A 22,503-nucleotide genomic window follows, 5' to 3' on the forward strand; every position below is an offset into this window, starting at 1 on the left:
TACGCATTGAAAATTTAATGTTTTAATGAACAACATAACTGGTATGACCAGACAGAAAGGAGAAGGTTACGCTAATAGGAATTATAGTGAAGTTATAAGTAACATTATGTCTTTGATAATTTTCTGAATAGTAAATTTATTTACAAGAGGTCAAGAATCAAATTGGTAATAAACGTGTTCTAAGTTTCTGCATAACAAAAGTGAAGTTATTCCGCAATAAAAGTATAAGCAATGTACAGTATAATTTCACCTTTTGTTGTCTAGTAAGGAGTTTGCTGACAAAACTAAGAGGGATATTATCAAATTAAAATTAAACAATGTTATGACAAGATTAACTGTAAGCATTGGTTTATTGATCCTCACGATTCTGTAAGTTAAACCGCAACTTTAGGAAAGAATTAATAATTTACTACTCATAAGGTGCCTGATTCAAATATAGTTAATAAATTTTTGTTATTTATATTTAAAAAAATAGAGTATCGAAATGAGAGATAAATAAAATCCTTACATCCTATTAGAAGTAAAAAACAACGATATTAACGTATCTGAAAGATTTCTCCTTCTTATCCAGTTTACAAAGAGAGCGGTCGTACAAGTTATATGAATTAAGTTATAAAAACAATGGTAAAGGAGTGTACGGAATGAAAACTAAAATAATGACAGGATTATTAGTCACATCCATTGTAACTGGAGCAACTATTCCTATCAATACTCTCGCAACACCAATCGTTCAAGCGGAAACTCAACAGGAAGGCATGGATATTTCCTCTTCATTACGAAAATTAGGTGCGCAATCTAAATTAATCCAAACGTATATTGATCAATCTTTAATGAGTCCTAATGTACAGCTAGAGGAAGTCCCAGCTTTAAATACCAATCAATTCCTAATCAAACAAGATATGAAGGAATGGTCATCGGAACTCTATCCACAGTTAATTCTATTAAATTCAAAAAGTAAAGGGTTTGTAACAAAATTTAAAAGTTATTACCCGGCATTAAAATCGTTTGTAGACAATAAAGAAGATAGAGAAGGGTTTTCGGATAGACTTGAAGTACTTCAAGAAATGGCTATGACGAATCAAGAAAATGCGCAACGACAAATCAATGAATTAACAGATCTTAAATTACAGCTTGATAAAAAATTAAAAGATTTTGATACTAATGTGGCAACTGCGCAAGGCATACTAAGTACAGATGGAACAGGAAAAATAGATCAGTTAAAAAATGAAATATTAAATACCAAAAAAGCAATTCAAAATGATTTACAGCAAATTGCATTAATACCAGGGGCTTTAAATGAACAGGGATTTGCTATATTCAAAGAAGTTTATAGTCTTTCAAAAGAAATTATTGAACCAGCTGCGCAAGCAGGGGTGGCAGCGTATAACAAAGGAAAAGAAATTAACAACTCTATTCTAGAAGCTGAGAAAAAAGCAGTGCAAGAAGCAACAGAGCAAGGTAAAACTGCTCTAGAGATTGAATCAGCAAAAAGAGCAGCTCGTGAAGCAATTGAGAAAAGCAAACAAGGTGAAATAGCAGCCGCAGCCGCAGCAAAAACACAAGAGTATGACCTGATGAAGGTCATTGATACCGAAAAGATTAAGAAAACATTTGGCGTTTTTGCTGAAGTAAATAAATTAACAGCAGAACAGCGAGCATATTTAGATGATTTAGAGAAACAAAATCAAAAAATATATGATTTAACAACGAAATTATCAATAGCTGATTTACAAAAATCAATGCTTCTTCTTACACAAAATGATTTGCATACGTTTGCAAATCAAGTAGATTTAGAACTTGATCTACTAAAGCGCTATAAAGAAGATTTAAATCTAATAAAAAATAGCATTACAAAATTATCTACTAATGTTGATACAACTAACGAGCAGTCTCAAAAAGATACATTAAGACAATTAAAAAATGTAATAAGTTACCTTGAAGAGCAAGTATATAAATTTTGATATTACGTTTTTGGAAATCTATAAAGAGTATAAGTATTTAGCGAAAGAAGGAGAATAGTCATGAAAAAATTTCCATTCAAAGTACTAACTTTAGCTACATTAGCAACTGTTATAACTGCTACTACCGGTAACACTATTCATGCATTTGCACAAGAAACGACCGCTCAAGAACAAAAAGTAGGCAATTATGCATTAGGCCCCGAAGGACTGAAGAAAGCATTAGCTGAAACAGGGTCTCATATTCTAGTAATGGATTTATACGCAAAAACAATGATTAAGCAACCAAATGTAAATTTATCTAATATCGATTTAGGCTCAGAGGGGGGAGAGTTGCTCAAAAATATTCACCTTAATCAAGAGCTGTCACGAATCAATGCAAATTACTGGTTAGATACAGCGAAGCCACAGATTCAAAAAACTGCTCGTAATATTGTAAATTACGATGAACAATTTCAAAATTATTACGACACATTAGTAGAAACTGTACAAAAGAAAGATAAGGCAGGTCTAAAAGAGGGTATAAATGATTTAATTACTACAATCAATACAAATTCAAAAGAAGTTACAGATGTGATTAAGATGCTACAAGACTTCAAAGGGAAACTATATCAAAATTCTACAGATTTTAAAAATAATGTTGGTGGTCCAGATGGGAAAGGTGGATTAACTGCAATATTAGCAGGTCAACAGGCAACGATTCCACAACTTCAAGCTGAAATTGAGCAACTTCGTTCTACTCAGAAAAAACATTTTGATGATGTATTAGCATGGTCAATTGGTGGTGGATTGGGAGCAGCTATTTTAGTTATTGCAGCTATTGGAGGAGCGGTAGTTATTGTTGTAACTGGCGGTACAGCAACACCGGCTGTTGTTGGTGGACTCTCGGCTCTTGGTGCAGCTGGTATCGGTCTAGGAACTGCGGCTGGTGTCACAGCATCTAAGCATATGGACTCCTATAATGAAATTTCTAACAAAATCGGAGAATTAAGTATGAAAGCAGATCGTGCTAATCAAGCAGTTCTTTCGCTTACTAACGCGAAAGAAACATTGGCATATCTATATCAGACTGTAGATCAAGCGATATTGTCTCTAACAAATATTCAAAAGCAATGGAATACAATGGGCGCAAATTATACAGATTTACTGGATAATATCGATTCTATGCAAGACCACAAATTCTCTTTAATACCAGATGATTTAAAAGCCGCTAAAGAAAGTTGGAATGATATTCATAAAGATGCAGAATTCATTTCAAAAGATATTGCTTTTAAACAGGAGTAGAACTGAAATTTAAAACCTAAATTGGAGGAAAATGAAATGATAAAAAAAATCCCTTACAAATTACTCGCTGTATCGACGCTATTAACTATTACAACCGCAAATGTAGTTTCACCAGTAACAACTTTTGCAAGTGAAATTGAACAAACGAACAATGGAGATACGGCTCTTTCTGCAAATGAAGCGAGAATGAAAGAGACCTTGCAAAAGGCTGGATTATTTGCAAAATCTATGAATGCCTATTCTTATATGTTAATTAAGAACCCTGATGTGAATTTTGAGGGAATTACCATTAATGGATATGTAGATTTACCTGGTAGAATCGTGCAAGATCAAAAGAATGCAAGGGCACATGCTGTTACTTGGGATACGAAAGTAAAAAAACAGCTTTTAGATACATTGAATGGTATTGTTGAATACGATACAACATTTGACAATTATTATGAAACAATGATTGAGGCGATTAATACAGGGGATGGAGAAACTTTAAAAGAAGGGATTACAGATTTGCGAGGTGAAATTCAACAAAATCAAAAGTATGCACAACAACTAATAGAAGAATTAACTAAATTAAGAGACTCTATTGGACACGATGTTAGAGCATTTGGAAGTAATAAAGAGCTCTTGCAGTCAATTTTAAAAAATCAAGGTGCAGATGTTGATGCCGATCAAAAGCGTCTAGAAGAAGTATTAGGATCAGTAAACTATTATAAACAATTAGAATCTGATGGGTTTAATGTAATGAAGGGTGCTATTTTGGGTCTACCAATAATTGGCGGTATTATAGTGGGAGTAGCAAGGGATAATTTAGGTAAGTTAGAGCCTTTATTAGCAGAATTACGTCAGACCGTGGATTATAAAGTAACCTTAAATCGTGTAGTTGGAGTTGCTTACAGTAATATTAATGAAATGCACAAGGCGCTTGATGATGCTATTAACGCTCTTACTTATATGTCCACACAGTGGCATGATTTAGATTCTCAATATTCGGGCGTTCTAGGGCATATTGAGAATGCAGCTCAAAAAGCCGATCAAAATAAATTTAAATTCTTAAAACCTAATTTAAATGCAGCGAAAGACAGTTGGAAAACATTACGAACAGATGCAGTTACATTAAAAGAAGGAATAAAGGAATTAAAAGTGGAAACTGTTACTCCACAAAAATAGGGAAATATTAATTCTGTTGTAAAGTGAACTAAAACATAGAAAGTCTATGATTACACTGTTAAACAGAAAAGTAATAATTGATAAATCCTTATATAACAGAAAGGCGGAGTCTCATTAAAGACTTCGCCTTTCAATTATATATAAGTATGATTCTAATAAAAGAATAACCTTGTAGTTTAATTGCTTTTTTTAAATTTGCAACAGAATCGGTTAATTTGAAGCTGATTATATACATTTTCTTTAATACTTAATGATTTGAAGACTGCTAAAGAAAGTTCAAACGATACTGATAAAAGAGGTAGAACTTATTTTGAAAGACATCGCTTTTTAATAAGATTAGAACTTGAAACCATACCCTATATAGGAGGAATACGAAATGATGAAAAAAATCCCTAATAAACTACTCGCTGTATCAGCGTTTTTAACTATAACAACTACTTATGCAGTCATACCACTAGAAACTTTTGCAATTGAAATTGAACAAACGAACACTGAAAATATGTCTCTTTCAGCAAATGAAGAACAGATGAAAAAAGCTTTGCAAGATGCTGGTTTATTTGCAAAAGCTATGAATGAATATTCTTATTTGCTAATTAATAATCCAGATGTGAGTTTTGAAGGAATAACTATTAATGGAAATGCAGATTTACCTAGTAAAATTGTACAAGATCAAAAGAATGCAAGAGCACATGCTGTGACATGGAATACACAAGTAAAAAAACATCTTTTTGATACATTGACAGGCATTATAGAATACGATACAAAATTTGAAAATCATTATGAAACATTAGTAGAGGCGATCAATACTGGAAATGGAGATACTTTAAAAAAAGGGATTACAGATTTACAAGGAGGAATTCAACAAAATCAAAAGTCTGCAAAAGCATTAATAGAAGAATTAATTCAATTAAAAAATGCTATTGGAGAAGATGTTAGAACATTTGGAAGTCATAAAGAGACATTGCAATCGATTTTAAAAAACCAAGGTGCTGATGTGGAGGCTGACCAAAAGCGTCTAGAGGACCTTTTAGGACAAGTAAAATATCAGAAAGACATAGAATCTAAGGGATTAGACATGGTGAAAATCCCCTTTATTCCAACCTTGATTGCTGGTGGCATAATGATAGGTGATGCAAGAGGTAAGTTAGGTTGGCTAGAACCTGAATTAGCAAAATTGCGTCAGACTGTAGATTATAAAATAACATTGAATCGTGTAGTTGGAGTTGCGTTTCATAATATTAGTGATATGCATAGTATGCTTGATAGTGCTATCACTGCTCTTACTTATATGTCTACGCAATGGGAGGATTTAGATTCTCAATATTCGGGTGTACTGGGACATATTAGTAAAGCTGATCAAAAAGCTGATCAAAATAAATATAAATTCTTAACCCCTAGCTTGAATGCAGCGAAAAACAGTTGGAAAACATTAAAAACAGATGTTGTCACTTTGCAAGAAGGGATAAAAATTGCAGAGAAAAAAGAACAGGATTTTTTGAATCAGCTTCGTCCATCAAACGTTTTCTACTTTTATAAAAAAATTCATAACGCATACACTTTTGAAATAAAGACTGGAACAAATGCGCCAAATGCGTCTTATAAAGTTATGAATTTAACTAAAAACACTGTTCATAATATGTGGAGTGGAGGGGCTAATACTAACATGTGGGCTGATTGGCTTTCATTCAATCCAAATGATGAATTTGCGGTAGTAGCAGTAGTGGATGGTAAGGAATATGTTGTGTATAAAGACAAAGTACAAAATATAATGAACTGAATCTGAAAGTAAGGAAGTAATTGGAGCTGGAGAATAAACTAGACACCAAGTTAATTGAAAAATCTCCTTATATCCTAGAATATTTTGCTCAAGAAAAAGAATTTGTTCAGCGAAAAAGTAAATATTGAACCAAGGAGTTAGTTGTATTATGTGTATGGTTTTACCGAAATGTTTCAAGTACATTACTCATACAATTATGTAGTTATCCTGAAGCATCTACAGGTGTTCTTATCGACCTTGAAGAACTACTTAGCTTCCTAAGTGGAGTGACTTTATGCAAAATTAAGTGAACGTTTTTGTACATAGATTAGTTGACATTTATATAGATTTTTTCCATTTTCAAAGATAGTTTTGTTTTTTATGTTATTTTTCAAAAATTACTGTTGAAGTTTCTATATTCATGACTCAGCATATAATCATTGTTTGATGAAATGACATACCACGTCCCTTAGAGTTTCATACGTATTACGATAACTTAAAGAAAAAAGATAATAGTAGTCAACGGTTACTATTATCTTTTTTGAACTATTTTTCATTAAAATATCTCATCTGCTGTGCTCCTTATTTACGTTTCCAGATTTTATCCTAGTTTAAAATTTATGCATTTGAACTGTTTATACAATTTGTAGGATTTTTAGCTTTTTTGTCGAATACACTTAATTCAAGGAGGGACATTACATGATTATTAAAGATTATTTCATCAACCTTTCTATTTTTTCTTTATTAGTTAGCGCAGCAATATTTATTCAAGTGTTTACAATTAATTCTAGTCGATATTTCGAAAAGCTCTATGGAGGGATTATTGCAGTTACGTTAATGTTCTTTTCTTTTCCATACATGGGATTTTCCTACGATCTTCGAGTTGTTCCTCTTATTCTATCTTTTATTTACTTTGGTCGTATTGCTGGTTGGATTACGTTAATTAGCATAATTGTAATGCGTATCTTTTACACTGGAGGGTATTGGGAACCTCCTGTGATTGCTTATTTAGGTATGGGGATTCTATTTTCTACCTTTAAAACTTATTTTAAAAAACTACGTCCTTTTAAAAGTGCATCGTTATATTTTTCTGTTTTTATTGGAATAAAGTGGTTAGTTGGCGTATTATTTAATACTACATTACTTTACACAGGAGGCCTATTATATATAGCGTTAGGACTTTTAATTGGGCTATTCCTTATGGAAGCCTACCAGAGATTGTATTATTTAACACAGGACTTATCTAAAATGAATCGAGAATTAAAAAAATCGAAGCAAGAACTTGCAGATACCGTACATGAGCTTCAAGGAGGAATTTTTAAATTTAAAAAAGTGGATAAGCACTTTATACACACTTTATGTGATGGACAGTTTTATTATCAAAACGGATTTTATTCTGAACAGGTGGTAGGAAAAAGCTTACGTACTATTGATGCTTCTATTGTTCCTCCACATTTAGTTCCACAATTGATGAAGTACTATCTTCAGGCATGGGAAGGAAAAGAAATTATATTTGAATTACCTTGGCCAAATGATAAAACTATTATTCTTATTGCGCTTAGGCCAATTAAACGAAATGGACAAGTTATTGAAGTTGTTGGTTCTACAGTTGATATAACCGAAAGGAAAAAGGTAGAATCAGAATTAAGCGCTACCAAAGAATTATTGGAATCATTTATAAAGCACAATCTAGATGCTATTACCATTTCTGATCGAGAAGGGCATATTTTACAAGCCAATAAAGCTTATGAAAAGATATTTGGGTGGTCATCACAAGAAATCATAGGTAAGAGATTACCTTGTGTACCAGATTTTTTAATGGAAGAATCGCTCAAAAATATTCAGAAAATTCTAACAGGTGAATCTGTGTTTACTAAATTAGAAACTGTTAGACAAAGGAGCGATGGGAGTCTTCTTGATGTTAGTCTGACAGTTTCTCCTATACTAGATGTAAGAGGAAATGTGATAGCTTTATCAGCAATATGTAGAGACATCTCTGAAAGAAAACAAGCAGAAAGAGAACGGCATCGATTACACCGGCAATTAAGAGATAGTGAAATGAAGTACCGTGCACTAATCGAACAAGCAACTGATGCGGTATATGTAGTAGAGCTGAATGAAGATAATGCTCCAAGTCGATTTATTGAGGTGAACCCTGTTGGGTGTAGAAGATTTGGATATAGTAGAGAAGAGTTGCTCTCATTATCATTTTCAAATATAGTACCACAAGATTCTCAAATGATCGTAAGGCTATTAGAAAAAATTAAAAAGGGACAAACTTCCTTCACTTTGCAAGATGAATATGTTTTTCCAACAGGAAAAGTAATAACAACTGAGTTTAGTGTTCGTGTTTTTAACTTAAATGGTAAAAAGGTTTTCCTAAGTATTTCTCGTGATATCACTGAACGGCTAAAAACAGAAGAATTATTACGAAAATCTGAAAAACTTGCTGTTGTAGGACAATTAGCGACTGCAATGGCTCATGAGATTAATAATCCATTAACTGCAATGAAAGGGTTCATGCAATTACTAAAATCAACAGAAAATGAGAATAATCAGGGTTATATTAATATAGTATCATCAGAGATTGAGCGTATAGAGAGCATTACAACTGAATTTATGGCGGTAGCCAAACCACAGGTGGTAAAAATACAACATAATGACATTAGTGTGCTAATGGATCAAGTTTTAATGCTACTACAACCTCAAGCAATGATGCATAATATAAAATTTAGAATCGATCTTAACCCTGGTATTCCATTGATTTCATGTGAAGGAAATCAATTAAAACAAGTATTTGTTAATATATTAAAAAATGCAATTGAATCTATGCCGATGGGAGGAGAAATTCTCATTCAATTAAATATACTTGATAATAATCAAGTAAGCATTCGTTTTATCGACGAAGGGTGTGGGATTCCAAAAGAACGTATACCATACCTCGGAGAACCTTTTTATAGTATTAAAGAAGAGGGGATTGGCTTAGGGTTAATGATCTGTTATAAAATCATTGAAACACATCAGGGAAAGATATTTATTGAGAGTGAAATGAATAAGGGGACTATAGTTGAAGTCACTCTCCCTATTTGTACACTTCAAAATTAAGATATTCTCTTACTGAAATTTTTTAAGAAACCATACAGAATGTAATGCTAATGTTACTTAATGAAATAATAAAGAGAAGAACACTGGTAAATGTACCCTATAGAATAGACACTTGAAAAAGCCTGTTATAAAAACATCCTTTCTTTAGAACCAAAAGAAAGGATGTTTTTAATATTGTAATTTTTCTTGGGGACATTTCAAATTTTTACTCGTAATACATTTTTTAACTAATTTTGGTTAAGTTAGTTAAAAAGGTATTATTTTTAATGAGCATATTGACATATAAATATCCCTCATTTTTAAAATAGAAATTTCTAAAAACTATATATAGGTTCTTTTTGAAAGGAAGGGTATTATCAATTGAAACCACATGAAAAAGTACCTGTTCACTCTATAAAATCTTTGCAGGAATTAATGCAATTACTAAAAAAATCTAAAGATTTTATAACGTTGGAGATCGCTTCAAACAAATCCTCTATAGTCATTTCATATTTTAGAACCTTAATCGATGTAAATATATTTCATGAAGAGGTTTTAACTTATATAAAAGAGAAGAGCTTCGATTCATTACAAGATATTCGGTCTGTCTTACCCTTTGAAAATTCAAAAATAACAAATCAAATGGAAGATATTCAGGATAGTATTTTAAACGGCTATATACTTATTCAGTTCGATACAGATAAATTAAATGGCTTGTTAATTAATGTGGCAAAGAAAGAAAAAAGAGATATTACAAAAGCTGAAATTGAATACAATATTGTGGGTCCACAAATCGCGTTTGTTGAAGATTTAGATGTAAACTTAAATTTAGTACGTAGAAAGCTTCCAACACCTTATTTACAAATGAAGGAATTGAAAGTAGGCGCGCTATCTAACACAACCGTTGCGATTGTATATATTGAGGGAATTGTAAATGATCAAAATCTACAAGAAATTATAAAACGGGTGAGTCTAATAAAAACAGACCACGTTTTGGATAGCACGTATTTGATTCAGTTAATTGCAGACAACCCGAATTCTATATTCCCTCAATTTTTGAATACAGAACGTCCGGACCGTGTGGCAGCTGTATTAGCAGAAGGGAAAATTGCACTTTTTGTAGATGGCTCGCCTTATGCTATCACTCTTCCAACAACATTAATTGACTTTTTTTCTACGACAGAAGATTACACCATGCCTTGGATTATGGCCTCATTTTTTCGACTGTTAAGGATTTTTGCTTTTATCTTTTCTGTTTTAACGACTCCATTATATGTTTCGATCTTAACATATCATTATGAGCTAATTCCAAAAGAACTTCTTGAAACGTTGATTATATCGAGAAGTAAAGTACCTTTTCCTCCAGTCATTGAAGCACTTTTTTTAGAAATAACGATTGAATTACTGAGAGAAGCGGGGACACGTTTACCAACTAAAGTGGGTCTAACTGTCGGTATAGTAGGGGGTATTGTTATTGGACAAGCATCGGTAGAGGCAAGTCTTACAAGTAACGTACTTATTATCATTGTTGCACTTTCAGCTCTTAGTTCATTTACAGCACCAATATATCGAATTGGTAATACAATTCGAGTAATTCGTTTTCCTTTTATAATAGCTGCACACCTGTTGGGCTTATTAGGAATTGTTTTAACAAGTTCTTTACTTTTAGCACGCTTATTACGTACAGAATCATTAAGACGTCCTTATTTGTTTCCTTTTTATCCTACACGCCCTACAGATTGGAAAGACAGCATTATCCGTTTGCCAATCTCAGCGATGTTCCGACGCCCAATTTTTTCAAGATCTAAACAGCGTTTTCGTTTTAATCCAGAAGAGGTAGAGAAAAATAAAATCAAATCACGAAATGATTTTGATGATTGAAATTAACAGGGAGGAGCATTATGAAACAGGTCCCAATTGAGTATCAAGTCTCTCCATATATGGTGTTTTTTTTAATTATTACTATACAGATGGGGGTTGGTATGCTTGGTTTTGAAAGGATTAGTGCAAAATTAGTTGGAAATGATGCGTGGATTAGTACGCTACTTTTTGGAATATCTGTTAATCTTATGATTTGGATCATATATCAGATTTTAAATCAGGGTAATGGAGACATCATTGCAATCAATCAAGACGTACTTGGAAAATGGATTGGTGGATTGTTCAACTTCATTTTTTTATCCTATATTGTATTGTTAGGTGCAACAACACTACATACTTATATCGAAGTAGTACATGTTTGGATGTTTCCTTCCATTTCATCTTGGGTTATAGCTGGGGCTTTTTTAGGCTTATGTTATTACATTGTGACTGGAGGATTTCGTGTAGTTGCCGGAATTGGCTTCTTTGGAATCGTTATCCCAAGCATTCTAATCTTCACATTTTTTTATCCTTTGCAGTATGCAGATTTTCGAAATTTATTTCCAATTGCACAGCATTCATTCCTAGAAATTATGAAAGGAATGAAAGGAAATATGTTTAGTTTTTTTGGATTTGAAATGTTATTGTTGTACTACCCATTTATTAAAAAGGCAAGAAAGTCTCAAAAATATGCGCACTATGCAAATTTAGTAACGACTATTGTCTACACATACCTTATGATTTTAACTCTTGCGTTTTTTAGTGAAAAACAACTCGCGAGCGCGATATGGGCATATTTAAGTATGATTAAAATTATACAATTTCCCTTTATAGAGCGGTTTGAATACATTATTGTTTCTGTTTGGGCTTTTTTTATATTACCTAACGTTTCCTTTACATTGTGGGGAGTAAGTCGTGGTATAAAAGAGGCGCTGGGGATAAAGCAAAAATATGTTTTGCCAGTTATCATCGTATTCATCTTCGTTTTATCATTTTTCTTGAATAACCGTAATAAAATTAACTTATTAAATACTTGGACAGGTCAAATTGGCTTTATATATATATATGTATACTTACCTGTACTATGGCTAATTCAAACCGCCAAAATAAAGTTAAGGAGATAAACATGAAGCGATGGATACTTTTCATTATAGTAAGTGTCTTCTTAATAGGTTGTGCTAAAACGAAAATTGTGGATGACATTGATTTAGTTCAAGTTGCGGCATATGATACTGAAGCAGAAGGTAAGCTAAAAGGAACCTTTGCGATTTCAGCTTATAAAGGAGGGGGGGAAGGTGAAACGAAAATCTATTCAGCATCAGGCCAGACTGGTAGAGAAGTTCTTGCAAGAGCATCCGAAAAATCTTCTGGACCTCTAGAGTTGGGTCAATTGCGTGTGATTATATTTAATGAAAAAATAATTGAAAAGGGAATGCAGGAAATTTTAGAGACTTTGAACCGAAATCCTAGTGTAGGAAATGCAATTTATTTAGCAATTACAAATGTAAAAGGGGAATCACTATTAAAGGGGAACTATTCTAAAGAAAAAGAAATTTCTTCCTATCTATCCTCTTTACTGGAGCAAAATATGGACAACGGAACGCAGCCAAAAACAAATTTTTTTATGTTTTTAAACCAACTTAATGATGATGCGAGAGATTCATATTTACCGATGATATCTAAAAAAGGTAACGTGTTGGAGTTAAATGGAATAGCACTTTTTAAAAGATGTAAAATGGTTGATAAAGTGAACCCTAAAGATTTATTTGTATTTAAATTGTTGACAGATAATTTTAAACAAGGTACATACCAATTCAAATTACCTGGTTCTTCAAATACTTACGCCACGATAGAGAATATAAAAGCTAGAACAAAATATAAGATGGAGGGGAATAGTAAGCATCCATTCGTAAATGCTCATATTCAAGTTAAAGCTGAAATTCAAGAATTTACAAAAACAAAAAATCTAGATAATCCTAAAGAAATAAAAAAATTAGAAAAAATTATGGAAACAGAAATAGAAAAAAAGGCAACTACATTGATAAAGAGATTTATTAAAAAAGACACAGATCCTATAGGACTTAGGAAGCTTGGTAGAACTCACGTAAGAAAATGGAACAGTCAAGAATGGGAAGAATCCTATAAACATTTACGTTTTCGTGTAACAGCTGATGTAACAGTAACCCAATCTGGTGTTACAGAATAAATAAATCAAATAAGATATGGAAAATTTCAATAAAAAAATATAGTCTCGCAGGAGATTAGGGAGAAGAGAAACTATTAACAAAGTATTTCATAAACATTAAGATGCTTTGTTAATAGTTTTTATACTTTTATAGCCAATATCACCTATGGTAAACATTAGCATTCCATCACGTATAACTTCATAAGCTTTAGATTGATGACAATGTATGACGTCCCCAGGAAGCTATCTTATTTGTTGGACATACATAAAATGTTACTCCACTGTCTTTCAAATATATGTTTATTGTATAAAAGACACATGCCGAAATGGAACTGAAATGAATGATAATTAATAAAGCATATAACTCTCGTATCTATCCAAATAAAACACAAGCAACTCTAATTGTAATACTATATGGGAACATTATTAAATTTGAACGATATTAACAGAAATTTGTTGATAATTAGTTAAAAAAGTATTGTACGATTAAATGCAGTATGTTACAGTTGTGTTACAAAATTATTACTCAGTGTTAAAAATATTTCTGTTTTGTTTCTTGTAATTTTTGTATTGTTACAAAAAACTATAGATGTTTTTATGTGTATAGGAGTGTGTGTAGTAAAGAGTCTGAGTAAAAATACGTGCACACTTTAAATTTCCTTTCTGTCTGAATGAAGAAGACTACCAACTAATTAAGGGGGTTAAAGTAACAACTTTAAATACAATGTGCTTCCTTTCCCACACACAATTTAGTACATATTTAAAGTACAGCCTAGTTGCTACACAGACTCTTGTACATATAAACATTAAGGTGAAATAGAGATAAGGATTTATTACATAATAAGCATTACTTAGCTAAACGTAAAAATATTATCTGTGCATTTTTATGAAATGTTAAAATGCCTAGATGATATTTTTTGAAGATTTCTTGGATATGTTTATGAATAACAATTTCTAATACTTAATGATTCTCTACAACTAAAATATCCGATAATTTATGTAATTGGATTTATAAGGTGTATGTACATTCACTTATATAGGGAAAATGAGGTTTTTCATATGAAGTATAGTTATAAAGTGTTTATATTTATTTGGACAATGATTTTATTGTTTTTTCTACTTTATTATGGTTACAGTGAAATTTCCGAAACTGAGCAAGTGCCAGTCATAACAATCAAAAAATAGAAGTAAAAAATATTGAGAAAACCAAATGAGATAAAAGCAGATACAGTAGAAAGACTACTACAGGAAGTAATTAATCGTACGAAGTTAGATGAAATATTGGAAAGAAAAACTTTAATGGAAAATAGGTTGATTGCTGCTTGGGGAGAAAATTATAAATTTCATAATCGGTATAAAGATATTCATGAATTATTCAGAGGTTACCATTTACACTACCTTAGGAAAAAAAGGATGTGTTAACGAGACACCCTTTATATTTAAGTAACGATTCAAGCCAATAGATTACATAAAACCAGAGCGGATTATGTATCGTCTTATTCGAACTACAAGAAACCATGAACGAACAAGTAAAGCGGGACTTACAGCAAACTGTAATGGTGAACCAGGAGGGGACGCATGGGTGTGGTGTTCAATTTGTCATGAAGAACATCCCGTTCTTTTCTGATATGTTTCAATATGATCAAGGAAACCCCTATCATTCCTTACCATTATGTCAGCACACATATATGGTATACGCTCATTTAACAGAGAATTATGTAGGGGAAGATTTATTTCTTCTGCAAAGTGCTGCAGCACTCCATGATACAGGTAAACCGTTTGCTGTGTATTTAAAAAGCTCAAAGGGTACTATTCGTATTACGGTCATGAATAGTACCCTTTGAGCTTGCCACTTTTTAATGGAACTTGGTTTCGAGTGGGAGTTTATTGAGAAAGTATTAATGATTACAGAGTTTCATATGAAGGTGTTACATGGGGGGAAAGAGGCAGCACGTGAAATCTATCATTACTGCGGTGATGAGATGATTACGAAATTATATTTTTTCCGAGATGCAGATGCATTTGCGAAGTAGAGAGGTGAAAAAAAGCTTGTAAAATATCCACGAATATTGCACGTTCCTTGGTCGATAGGGGTACGATAAGGGTAACAAGTGATGACCGTGTTCTACAAAATATGGACGTATTTGAAACTCAAGATGTGGTCGCACTAGAAAAGTTAGATGGTGAAAATACATTCCTTTATAAAGATGCTATTCATGCAAGGTCGTTATCAAGTGATCATCACCCATCGAGAACATGGGTAAAAACGTTACAAGGAAGTCTGGGATATAGAATTCCAGAAAGACGAGCTCTCTAAGAAAGCAAAAGAAAAACTAGGTGTAAAATAATCAGTTATTTGTGATGGTGGATTCTCCTAGGTGGAGGGTTTACCGTTTTTTATTATATGTTACGTTGTAGTTTTTATATAAAGCATATTGAAAAGATAGGTTAATTCTTTTGGAATGATATCTCCATAATTAATAACTTGTACAATAACTTTTCAATTATCACTAAATCCATTCATATCAACAAATTGTCCCACATATCCCTTTGTAGCAATATCTTTTAAAGTAGGCTAAAAAATACCCTTTATTTTATCTTTATCTTATCTTTACCTTATCTTTAAATTTTTATATTAAACTTGAAACCTTAAAGTATTGATGTATAAGTCTAAAAGGGTGGGAGATAGATGTTCATTACATAGTTTATGTATAACCAATTACCTTTGAAAAAATTGAATTTCTTATACGAGGAGGAATATATGAAGGATACAAGTAAAAAACAAATTATAAAAGTGTTCCTTATTAGTATTTTAGGTTTAGGAACAATACTTGGAATGCTATATTTTAATCATAAAACCAATATTCAACAAAATAAAGCGCTAGCCACCGAAAAACGTGTATTGCAATATGAGTCTACCTTAAAAAAAGAATTAGAAAAATATAATTTAGGAGAGAAAACACCAATTTTATTAGGAATTATGTATCAAGAGAGTAGAGGTGAGGGAAACGACCCTATGCAGTCATCCGAATCACTTGGATTAAAGCCAAATGAAATTCAAGAGACAAGCTTGAGCATTAAACAAGGGGTAAAGCACTTTGCTAAAATGTACAAGTATGGAACGGAAAAAGATGTTAGCATGGATACAATTATTCAAAGCTATAATATGGGGCCAGGGTATATTGATTTTATTGCTAGTCAAGAAATTAAACAACACTCGGAGGATTCGGCCAAAAAATTTTCTAAGATGAAAGTTGATCAAAATCCAGCAATGTACACTTGTGGTGGAAATAAAAATAATTTTAGGTATCCATATTGTTATGGTGATTTCAAATATGCCACAAAGGTAAATGAAAAAACAAAACTTATTGAAGAACTTCTTCAAAATGTACATAGCTCTTCTAAATAAGTTGCAGAATGAAATATAATGATACCGTCAGTTATTAACAATAATAGCTAAGAAAAAACTATTTTATTTATTAATTCACATAATTTTCAAAAATAAATTCTGTAGATGTTAATATTTGTTATATAATATATTTGTCAAAGCATTACCCTTGAAGTTTCTACGGTCAATCTGTAAGATAGTTTGTTTGTCCCTTATATTCACCTTAAACTAAAAAGAACTTGTAGAGATTCCTACAAGTTCTTTTTGTTTTAAGGGTTAAATGTGGGTTTCAAATATAATTGTAATTTTTTGAGGGGGGGAAAGTAAATGTTTATAAAAACAGAAAGGTTATTGATACGAAAATTTGAGTTCAAAGATTGGCCAGCTGTTCATGAGTATACATCAGATATCAATGTTATGAAGTACATACCTGAAGGGGTTTTTACTGAAGAAAATACAAGAAACTTTGTGAATGAAAACATTGGTGAAAACGCTAAGAACTTTCCTGTAGTATTAATAGATAGGGATATTCTGATTGGTCATATAGTTTTTCATAAATATTTTGGTGAGCATACTTATGAGATTGGTTGGGTGTTCAATTCAAAATACTTCAATAAAGGATATGCTTCTGAAGCAGCACAAGCTACACTGAAATATGGCTTTAAGGAAATGAAATTACATAGGATTATAGCTACATGTCAGCCACAAAATATTCCATCATATCGAGTGATGGAGAAGATTGGAATGAGAAGGGAAGGTTATTTTAGGAAGTGTATACCACATGGGAATGAATGGTGGGATGAATATTATTACGCTATTTTAGAAGAAGAGTAGTGTTTCAGAATGCATTATTTAAATTGACACTCTTATTCCTAAAGAGGCAAGTTTGACTATCTTTCGTGGGGATTCTTGCTACTAAAGGCGAAGTCTATTTCCGGTATCGCTGACGTGCAAAACTTTGTATAATCTGATCTTATCTCTAAATCACAACTGTTACCCCATCATCATCAAGTTAAAGTTTCATTTTATTTTGCTAACTTGATGGTGATGTGACGTAACCTTAATTATTTAAAAATTTTAAAAAATCCCCTTAATCATGTTAAAGGGACCTTGATCACGCAAATGATCTGTAAATCAATTTATTTTTGATAGACAGATCATTTGTATGATAATTTTTATAAATAATTGCTAAATAGTGAATTTACATAAATGCTTTTAGAAGTTCTTGAATTAATGGGATAGCTCCACCTATAAATTTTAAAACTGCCATTGCGATTTCCATATTATTCTCTCCTCTTTTTTCGTATTAAGATGTGATAAATCTTTATAACATTATTATAGTAAGCGCTTACAATTAAAACAATACATTTTCGTATGCAATATTGCATATTTATACATTAGATCTCTATTATTCATTTTTTAATGGTACTATAGCGAGGTGAGAGTCTTTAAAGGTTCTCCTTAATAGGAGGAAATATGGAAAGAGTGCAAGCGATTTACAGTAATCAAAAATTTAAGAGTTGGGTTAAACAGGTATTAGCTGTAGGAGGAATAATAGGGTGCTGCTATTTGGTGTTATATGTTTTCTGTTTCTTAGTTATCATGTAAATGTCATACAACTAAACTAGTAGAGTCTTGCCTAGAGAGGTAAGGCTCTTTTATTGTAGTATCTGGAGATGAGCAAACTAGATACAATACCTCTCAGGTTTTTCAGATCACTTTGCATGGTTCCTTGTTTAGAACACTAATCACTATCATTGAAACTAAATAAACGTCTTTTAAAAGTTTCAATTTATATTGAAAACAGAATTCTATTGATAAAAAATATGTTTTTACTAGATACATATTAAAAAGACAAGCATAAATTATATTAGACTTTGGTAAAGTCTTTTTGATTTTGAAAAGGATTTAATTCTTACTTATAGATTTGATTCCTTTTTATATACCATAATCCTTATATTGATACATAAATATAATATAGTAATAATCATTTAAAAGCAAGAATTTTAGTAGCGGTACGTTCACACATCCATCAACTTAAGATTTTAAAGTAGCTCTTAAACAAAAAATTCTTTTTTTAATTGATTAATAGTAAACAAGAAAGGTTGGCAAATTAACAACTAAGAGATTTCTTCAGGTAAGCTAATAAGGAGTTATTACAGAACAGTGCAGTAGATTTTGCATTAACGGCTGAGGATGCAAAAAAGGCCCTTGAAAGAAAAGGGGAATATATGAAAGCTCTACAGCTTACAAGGTGAAAAAGAAACTCATTTTAAAACTGTTTTTAACATTTTATTCTTGTACCGGAAAAACATGGGAGGTTAAGGGTGGTAGTTTACATTTAATGAGGGATAAGCAAAAATAATTGTTAACAATATTAAGTGCAGCATCTTAATTGTAAAATCTTTTATATCCCTACCTTTGATTTTATTGAGTTTAGCATCTATGATCTAAATATCACAGAAGGTAGTTTTCTTTTATACTTCTATATCTTTCCCTTCTGCTACTACTGTATCTCGCCACAACACAAGTAGTTTTCTAAATTCAGAGGTCTCAATTTTACATTGGTTATTTGGAGCACTCATAAATAAGTTAATAGCACTGGTGTAATTAGGTTCAATGTAGACTGCTGCTACGTTCCCTTCTATTTCATATTGCGGAACTTTTTTGTCTACTACATTATCTAAAATTTGTATATACTCATCTGCTTCATCATCTAAAATATCTTCCAAGAAATGAGAAATTATAGAAATTTCTTTTGGCAAACGTATTCTTAATCCGCCAAGCCCATCACGATAAAATTCGTATGTATATTTCATTTTTTACCTCCTAGTATAAACAGGATATGCTGTTATTATCTCATTATTTTGTATAATCATTTCTACTTTAAATCAGTGGGATGTTTGTCCTACATATCTAACTGTATCGACTTGAATCTTATTATCGTATGCTTCTTTGATAGAATCAAGTATCTGTACTCTATCCCAATCCTTAGGGAAAAATGAAGAAAGCGCATTTTTTGTTTTTCTTGAATTAATATTTCCTTTTGTTCTTCTAATTTATAAGAAAGGCTTCTTTCAATTTGTTGAGTGTCTAATTGTATATTGGTAAAAAAGCGAAAGAGTTCTTTATCACCATGCCATGTTTCTAAAATACGATGAAAAAAGCGATGGCTGCGTATTTTTAATTCTTGAAAGTCTGCTTCTGCTTGTTCTTGTATTTGTATTGCGCGTTGATTTTGGTATTGTTCCTCGGATAGATTCATTAGATTTCGACTCAAGACCTTCATTTTTTGTTCTATTTCTTGATTCATTTTTTCCGCCTACCTTTTTGCTTATATATAAGTTAATAGAAGGGATAAAGGAAAAATTCTTAAAAAAGCTAAAAATTCTTCTGTAATTCGTTGTCCATTCGTTCAAACTCTGTTGCTACAGACTGTATATTGTCAATGGATTGCTGAAAGGCAGCAAGAAATTGTCTAGTTAATTCTAAGGCTTGTTGGTTTGCTTCCTGTGCTTTGGAATTAACGGTTAAAGTTGTACGCGTTGCGTGCGTTATTGATTTACCTGTTGCATTTTGAATTGCGTCAGAAGCTGATCTCATTTGAGTAGCAATTTGTTCAGCTTTTAGAACATTACTTTGAAAGATTGCCATTATAATATAACTCCTTACTTCAATATGTTTTTTAATAGTAAAAAGAAAGGGCTATGTATTTTATTATGTTTAATATTAAATTAGCAGTATTTTCATATGTTTTAAAACATAGCCTTATATTAATTTGTTTATCCATAAAATGGAATACGATATTGATTATACCAATAAATCACTAGATTTATTTAGGCTAATTTTAGCTTTCATACAAAATAATTCATTTTATAATGAATTATTTTGTAGCCTAGAAGGATAGTAGAGCTGTGGAAATACAAAAATTAATGAAAGAGTTTGAAATAGCCCCTAACTCTGCTGTTGCAGCAATTCACAAAATCAGAATAGAGTTATTGGAGAGCAGTATAAAAATAAATCAACCAAGGAATGGAACTTGAGTAAATAACAGAGCATATAAGAGGGAAAGTATGAAGATTTGGCAATAAAACTTTCTGATTTATACATAAGTCAATTATAAATCAATGCAAATATTATGCATTTTTGTAAAATAAATTCATTGACACTTGTGTATATAAGTAACTATACTCGTTACATCAAATTGAATGAGTGATAATACGATTTTATTTTTATTACAAACATGTAAATATAAAAATAGAAAATCTCAATTTGATAAATACAATGGTAGAGGTGTTTATTTTAATGAAGCACAAATTAATTGCAACAGGTATCCTTGCAGGAGCTATATTATCCTATTCTTCTAATATTTTAGCAGATACTCATAAATTCCCTGATGTTCCTGCCTGGGCTGATAAATCTGTTAATTATTTAGTTAATAAACAGGTATTGAATGGTTATCCAGATGGAACTTTTGGTTCAAATGACTCATTAGACAGAGCTTCGGCTACAAAAATTATGACAAAAGTTTTAGGGATACAAATTGATCCTAATGCAAAACCATCTTTTACAGATTCACAAAACCACTGGGCTACTCCTTATATTGCTGCTGCTGAAAAAGCCGGTATTGTTAAAGGGGAAGGTAATGGAATCTTCAATCCATCCGGAAAAGTAACTCGCGCTGCTATGGCTACGATGCTAGTAAATGCATATAAACTACAAAGCACACCAAATCATAACGAGCAGGTTAAATTTGAAGATTTAAAAGGGCATTGGGGAGAAAAATATGCTAATATTTTAATCGGTTTGAAAATTTCTAATGGTACTGAGAACGGTTGGCAACCAAATAGATTTATAACACGTGCGGAAGCTGCTCAACTTACTGCAAAAACAGATATGTTACAACAAAATTTAAACGATGAAAAAGAGGTTATTACTGCTACGTCATATGAAGATCTAAATTTAACAGTAGCTTCGAAAATTACAGCTCAAGAGATTGATAGTTTTATTGCAAAATATCATTCAGATAGTCCCTTAGTTGGACATGGGCAAGATTTTATCAATGCGCAAAATCAATATGGCGTGAGTGCTCATTATTTAGCGGCGCATGCGATTTTAGAATCTGGATACGGAAAATCAGAAATCGCATATCAAAAACATAATTTATTCGGTCTACGTGCATATGATGGAGATCCGTTTAAATATGCGAAATATTTACCAAGCTACGGCGATAGTATTGCTTATAACGCTAATTATGTACGAGAAAGATATTTAGAAGAAAGTGGTATGTATTATAACGGGCCAACATTAACTGGCATGAACGTGAAATATGCATCAGATAAAGGCTGGGCTAAAAAAATTGCGGGTATTATGGAACGTATTAAACCGTTTCGTGCAGAAGACTATACATATGCAAAAAAATTACCAAAGAATGCTGAAACATTAGATGTCGACGCGTTATCTAATGAAATTCCGTATAAAATGTATGCAAACGGTTCAAGCTCAAATGTTGTATCATCAGCTACTTACTATCAGGTACCTTATCCATTTAATTTAAAAATTAAAAGTAGACCAGATGTAGCTGTCGAGGAGAATAAAGTTGGTACAGTAACTCCTGGAACAACCATCTTTATTTATCGTGAAGATCCAAATGGATGGGTAGAATTCTCTTTTGAAGCGAATGGAGAAAAATACTGGACATTAAAAAATAAATTAAGTATGTAATTAAAAAGATATATTTCACTACTTTTAATCTCATATAATTATGAGACAAGTTTTTTACTTTCTTACAATAAAGTTATTTATACAAGAAAAGTTAGAGAAT

The 22,503-nt window shown here is 31.8% G+C and carries 18 protein-coding genes and 4 pseudogenes; 16 read left to right on the top strand and 6 right to left on the bottom strand.

Annotation, left to right across the window (positions count from 1 at the left end):
- Positions 1-641: 641 nt before the first annotated feature.
- From hblC to AC0OM3_RS25125, 13 genes and pseudogenes are all read left to right on the top strand, one after another.
- On the top strand, positions 642-1,961 hold the full coding sequence (gene hblC, locus AC0OM3_RS25065) for a hemolytic enterotoxin HBL lytic component L2 (RefSeq protein WP_000850233.1): 1,320 nt from the start codon (positions 642-644) through the stop codon (positions 1,959-1,961).
- Between the two features lie 60 nt (positions 1,962-2,021).
- Complete coding sequence (gene hblD, locus AC0OM3_RS25070; RefSeq protein WP_000714435.1) at positions 2,022-3,242, top strand: hemolytic enterotoxin HBL lytic component L1; 1,221 nt, start codon at positions 2,022-2,024, stop codon at positions 3,240-3,242.
- A 36-nt stretch (positions 3,243-3,278) separates the two neighbouring features.
- Positions 3,279-4,406 carry a hemolysin BL binding component B gene (hblA, locus tag AC0OM3_RS25075; RefSeq protein ID WP_000591969.1) on the top strand — a complete coding sequence of 376 codons (1,128 nt, stop codon included), beginning with the start codon at positions 3,279-3,281 and terminating at the stop codon, positions 4,404-4,406.
- A gap of 376 nt (positions 4,407-4,782) precedes the next feature.
- Positions 4,783-6,183 carry a hemolysin BL regulatory component HblB gene (gene hblB / locus AC0OM3_RS25080; RefSeq protein ID WP_000976162.1) on the top strand — a complete coding sequence of 467 codons (1,401 nt, stop codon included), beginning with the start codon at positions 4,783-4,785 and terminating at the stop codon, positions 6,181-6,183.
- Positions 6,184-6,203: 20 nt separating this feature from the next.
- A pseudogene (locus AC0OM3_RS25085) lies at positions 6,204-6,431 on the top strand (hypothetical protein); the annotation flags it as partial.
- A 430-nt stretch (positions 6,432-6,861) separates the two neighbouring features.
- Complete coding sequence (locus AC0OM3_RS25090; protein ID WP_474213183.1) at positions 6,862-9,267, top strand: PAS domain S-box protein; 2,406 nt, start codon at positions 6,862-6,864, stop codon at positions 9,265-9,267.
- Between the two features lie 360 nt (positions 9,268-9,627).
- On the top strand, positions 9,628-11,127 hold the full coding sequence (locus AC0OM3_RS25095; protein ID WP_000802293.1) for a spore germination protein: 1,500 nt from the start codon (positions 9,628-9,630) through the stop codon (positions 11,125-11,127).
- A gap of 20 nt (positions 11,128-11,147) precedes the next feature.
- Positions 11,148-12,230 carry a GerAB/ArcD/ProY family transporter gene (locus AC0OM3_RS25100; protein WP_000815829.1) on the top strand — a complete coding sequence of 361 codons (1,083 nt, stop codon included), beginning with the start codon at positions 11,148-11,150 and terminating at the stop codon, positions 12,228-12,230.
- Positions 12,231-12,232: 2 nt separating this feature from the next.
- A complete protein-coding gene (locus tag AC0OM3_RS25105; protein WP_000832856.1) occupies positions 12,233-13,312 on the top strand; it encodes a Ger(x)C family spore germination protein in 1,080 nt (359 codons plus the stop codon).
- Between the two features lie 320 nt (positions 13,313-13,632).
- Entirely contained in the window at positions 13,633-13,737 is a 105-nt protein-coding gene (locus AC0OM3_RS25110) for a helix-turn-helix domain-containing protein (protein ID WP_131251330.1), read from the top strand.
- A gap of 1,071 nt (positions 13,738-14,808) precedes the next feature.
- Positions 14,809-15,135: an HD domain-containing protein gene (locus AC0OM3_RS25115; protein WP_002181547.1), complete on the top strand. Its 327-nt coding sequence runs from the start codon at positions 14,809-14,811 to the stop codon at positions 15,133-15,135.
- Between the two features lie 15 nt (positions 15,136-15,150).
- On the top strand, positions 15,151-15,324 hold the full coding sequence (locus tag AC0OM3_RS25120) for a hypothetical protein (RefSeq protein WP_002164021.1): 174 nt from the start codon (positions 15,151-15,153) through the stop codon (positions 15,322-15,324).
- Positions 15,325-15,425: 101 nt separating this feature from the next.
- The gene (locus AC0OM3_RS25125; protein ID WP_003301766.1) at positions 15,426-15,608 is read left to right on the top strand and encodes a hypothetical protein; all 183 of its coding nucleotides are present in this window, start codon (positions 15,426-15,428) and stop codon (positions 15,606-15,608) included.
- A 108-nt stretch (positions 15,609-15,716) separates the two neighbouring features.
- On the opposite strand, the pseudogene AC0OM3_RS25130 reads toward AC0OM3_RS25125, so the two are convergent.
- A pseudogene (locus AC0OM3_RS25130) lies at positions 15,717-15,839 on the bottom strand (vancomycin resistance histidine kinase VanS); the annotation flags it as partial.
- A 213-nt stretch (positions 15,840-16,052) separates the two neighbouring features.
- Between AC0OM3_RS25130 and AC0OM3_RS25135 the strand changes: the two are divergent.
- On the top strand, positions 16,053-16,700 hold the full coding sequence (locus tag AC0OM3_RS25135; RefSeq protein WP_000655728.1) for a lysozyme family protein: 648 nt from the start codon (positions 16,053-16,055) through the stop codon (positions 16,698-16,700).
- Between the two features lie 306 nt (positions 16,701-17,006).
- Positions 17,007-17,513 carry a GNAT family N-acetyltransferase gene (locus tag AC0OM3_RS25140; protein WP_000470141.1) on the top strand — a complete coding sequence of 169 codons (507 nt, stop codon included), beginning with the start codon at positions 17,007-17,009 and terminating at the stop codon, positions 17,511-17,513.
- A gap of 367 nt (positions 17,514-17,880) precedes the next feature.
- Here the strand turns inward: AC0OM3_RS25140 and AC0OM3_RS25145 are convergent.
- From AC0OM3_RS25145 to AC0OM3_RS25165, 5 genes and pseudogenes are all read right to left on the bottom strand, one after another.
- Positions 17,881-18,067, bottom strand: a pseudogene (locus AC0OM3_RS25145) (hypothetical protein).
- 1,089 nt (positions 18,068-19,156) lie between these two features.
- Positions 19,157-19,498, bottom strand: a complete 342-nt coding sequence (locus AC0OM3_RS25150; protein WP_000878115.1) for a hypothetical protein — start codon at positions 19,496-19,498, stop codon at positions 19,157-19,159.
- A 72-nt stretch (positions 19,499-19,570) separates the two neighbouring features.
- Complete coding sequence (locus AC0OM3_RS25155) at positions 19,571-19,738, bottom strand: EndoU domain-containing protein (protein ID WP_474213218.1); 168 nt, start codon at positions 19,736-19,738, stop codon at positions 19,571-19,573.
- Positions 19,693-19,992: pseudogene (locus AC0OM3_RS25160) on the bottom strand (DUF3958 family protein); the annotation flags it as partial. The pseudogene AC0OM3_RS25160 and the gene AC0OM3_RS25155, both read right to left, overlap by 46 nt.
- A 68-nt stretch (positions 19,993-20,060) precedes the next feature.
- Positions 20,061-20,333 (bottom strand): TIGR04197 family type VII secretion effector, encoded by a 273-nt coding sequence (locus AC0OM3_RS25165; protein ID WP_033690113.1) that lies wholly within the window; start codon positions 20,331-20,333, stop codon positions 20,061-20,063.
- Between the two features lie 651 nt (positions 20,334-20,984).
- Here AC0OM3_RS25165 and AC0OM3_RS25170 point away from each other — a divergent pair.
- Positions 20,985-22,403: an S-layer homology domain-containing protein gene (locus tag AC0OM3_RS25170; protein ID WP_000680973.1), complete on the top strand. Its 1,419-nt coding sequence runs from the start codon at positions 20,985-20,987 to the stop codon at positions 22,401-22,403.
- Positions 22,404-22,503 lie beyond the last annotated feature (100 nt).

The organism is Bacillus sp. FAU20 (genome assembly GCF_056033865.1).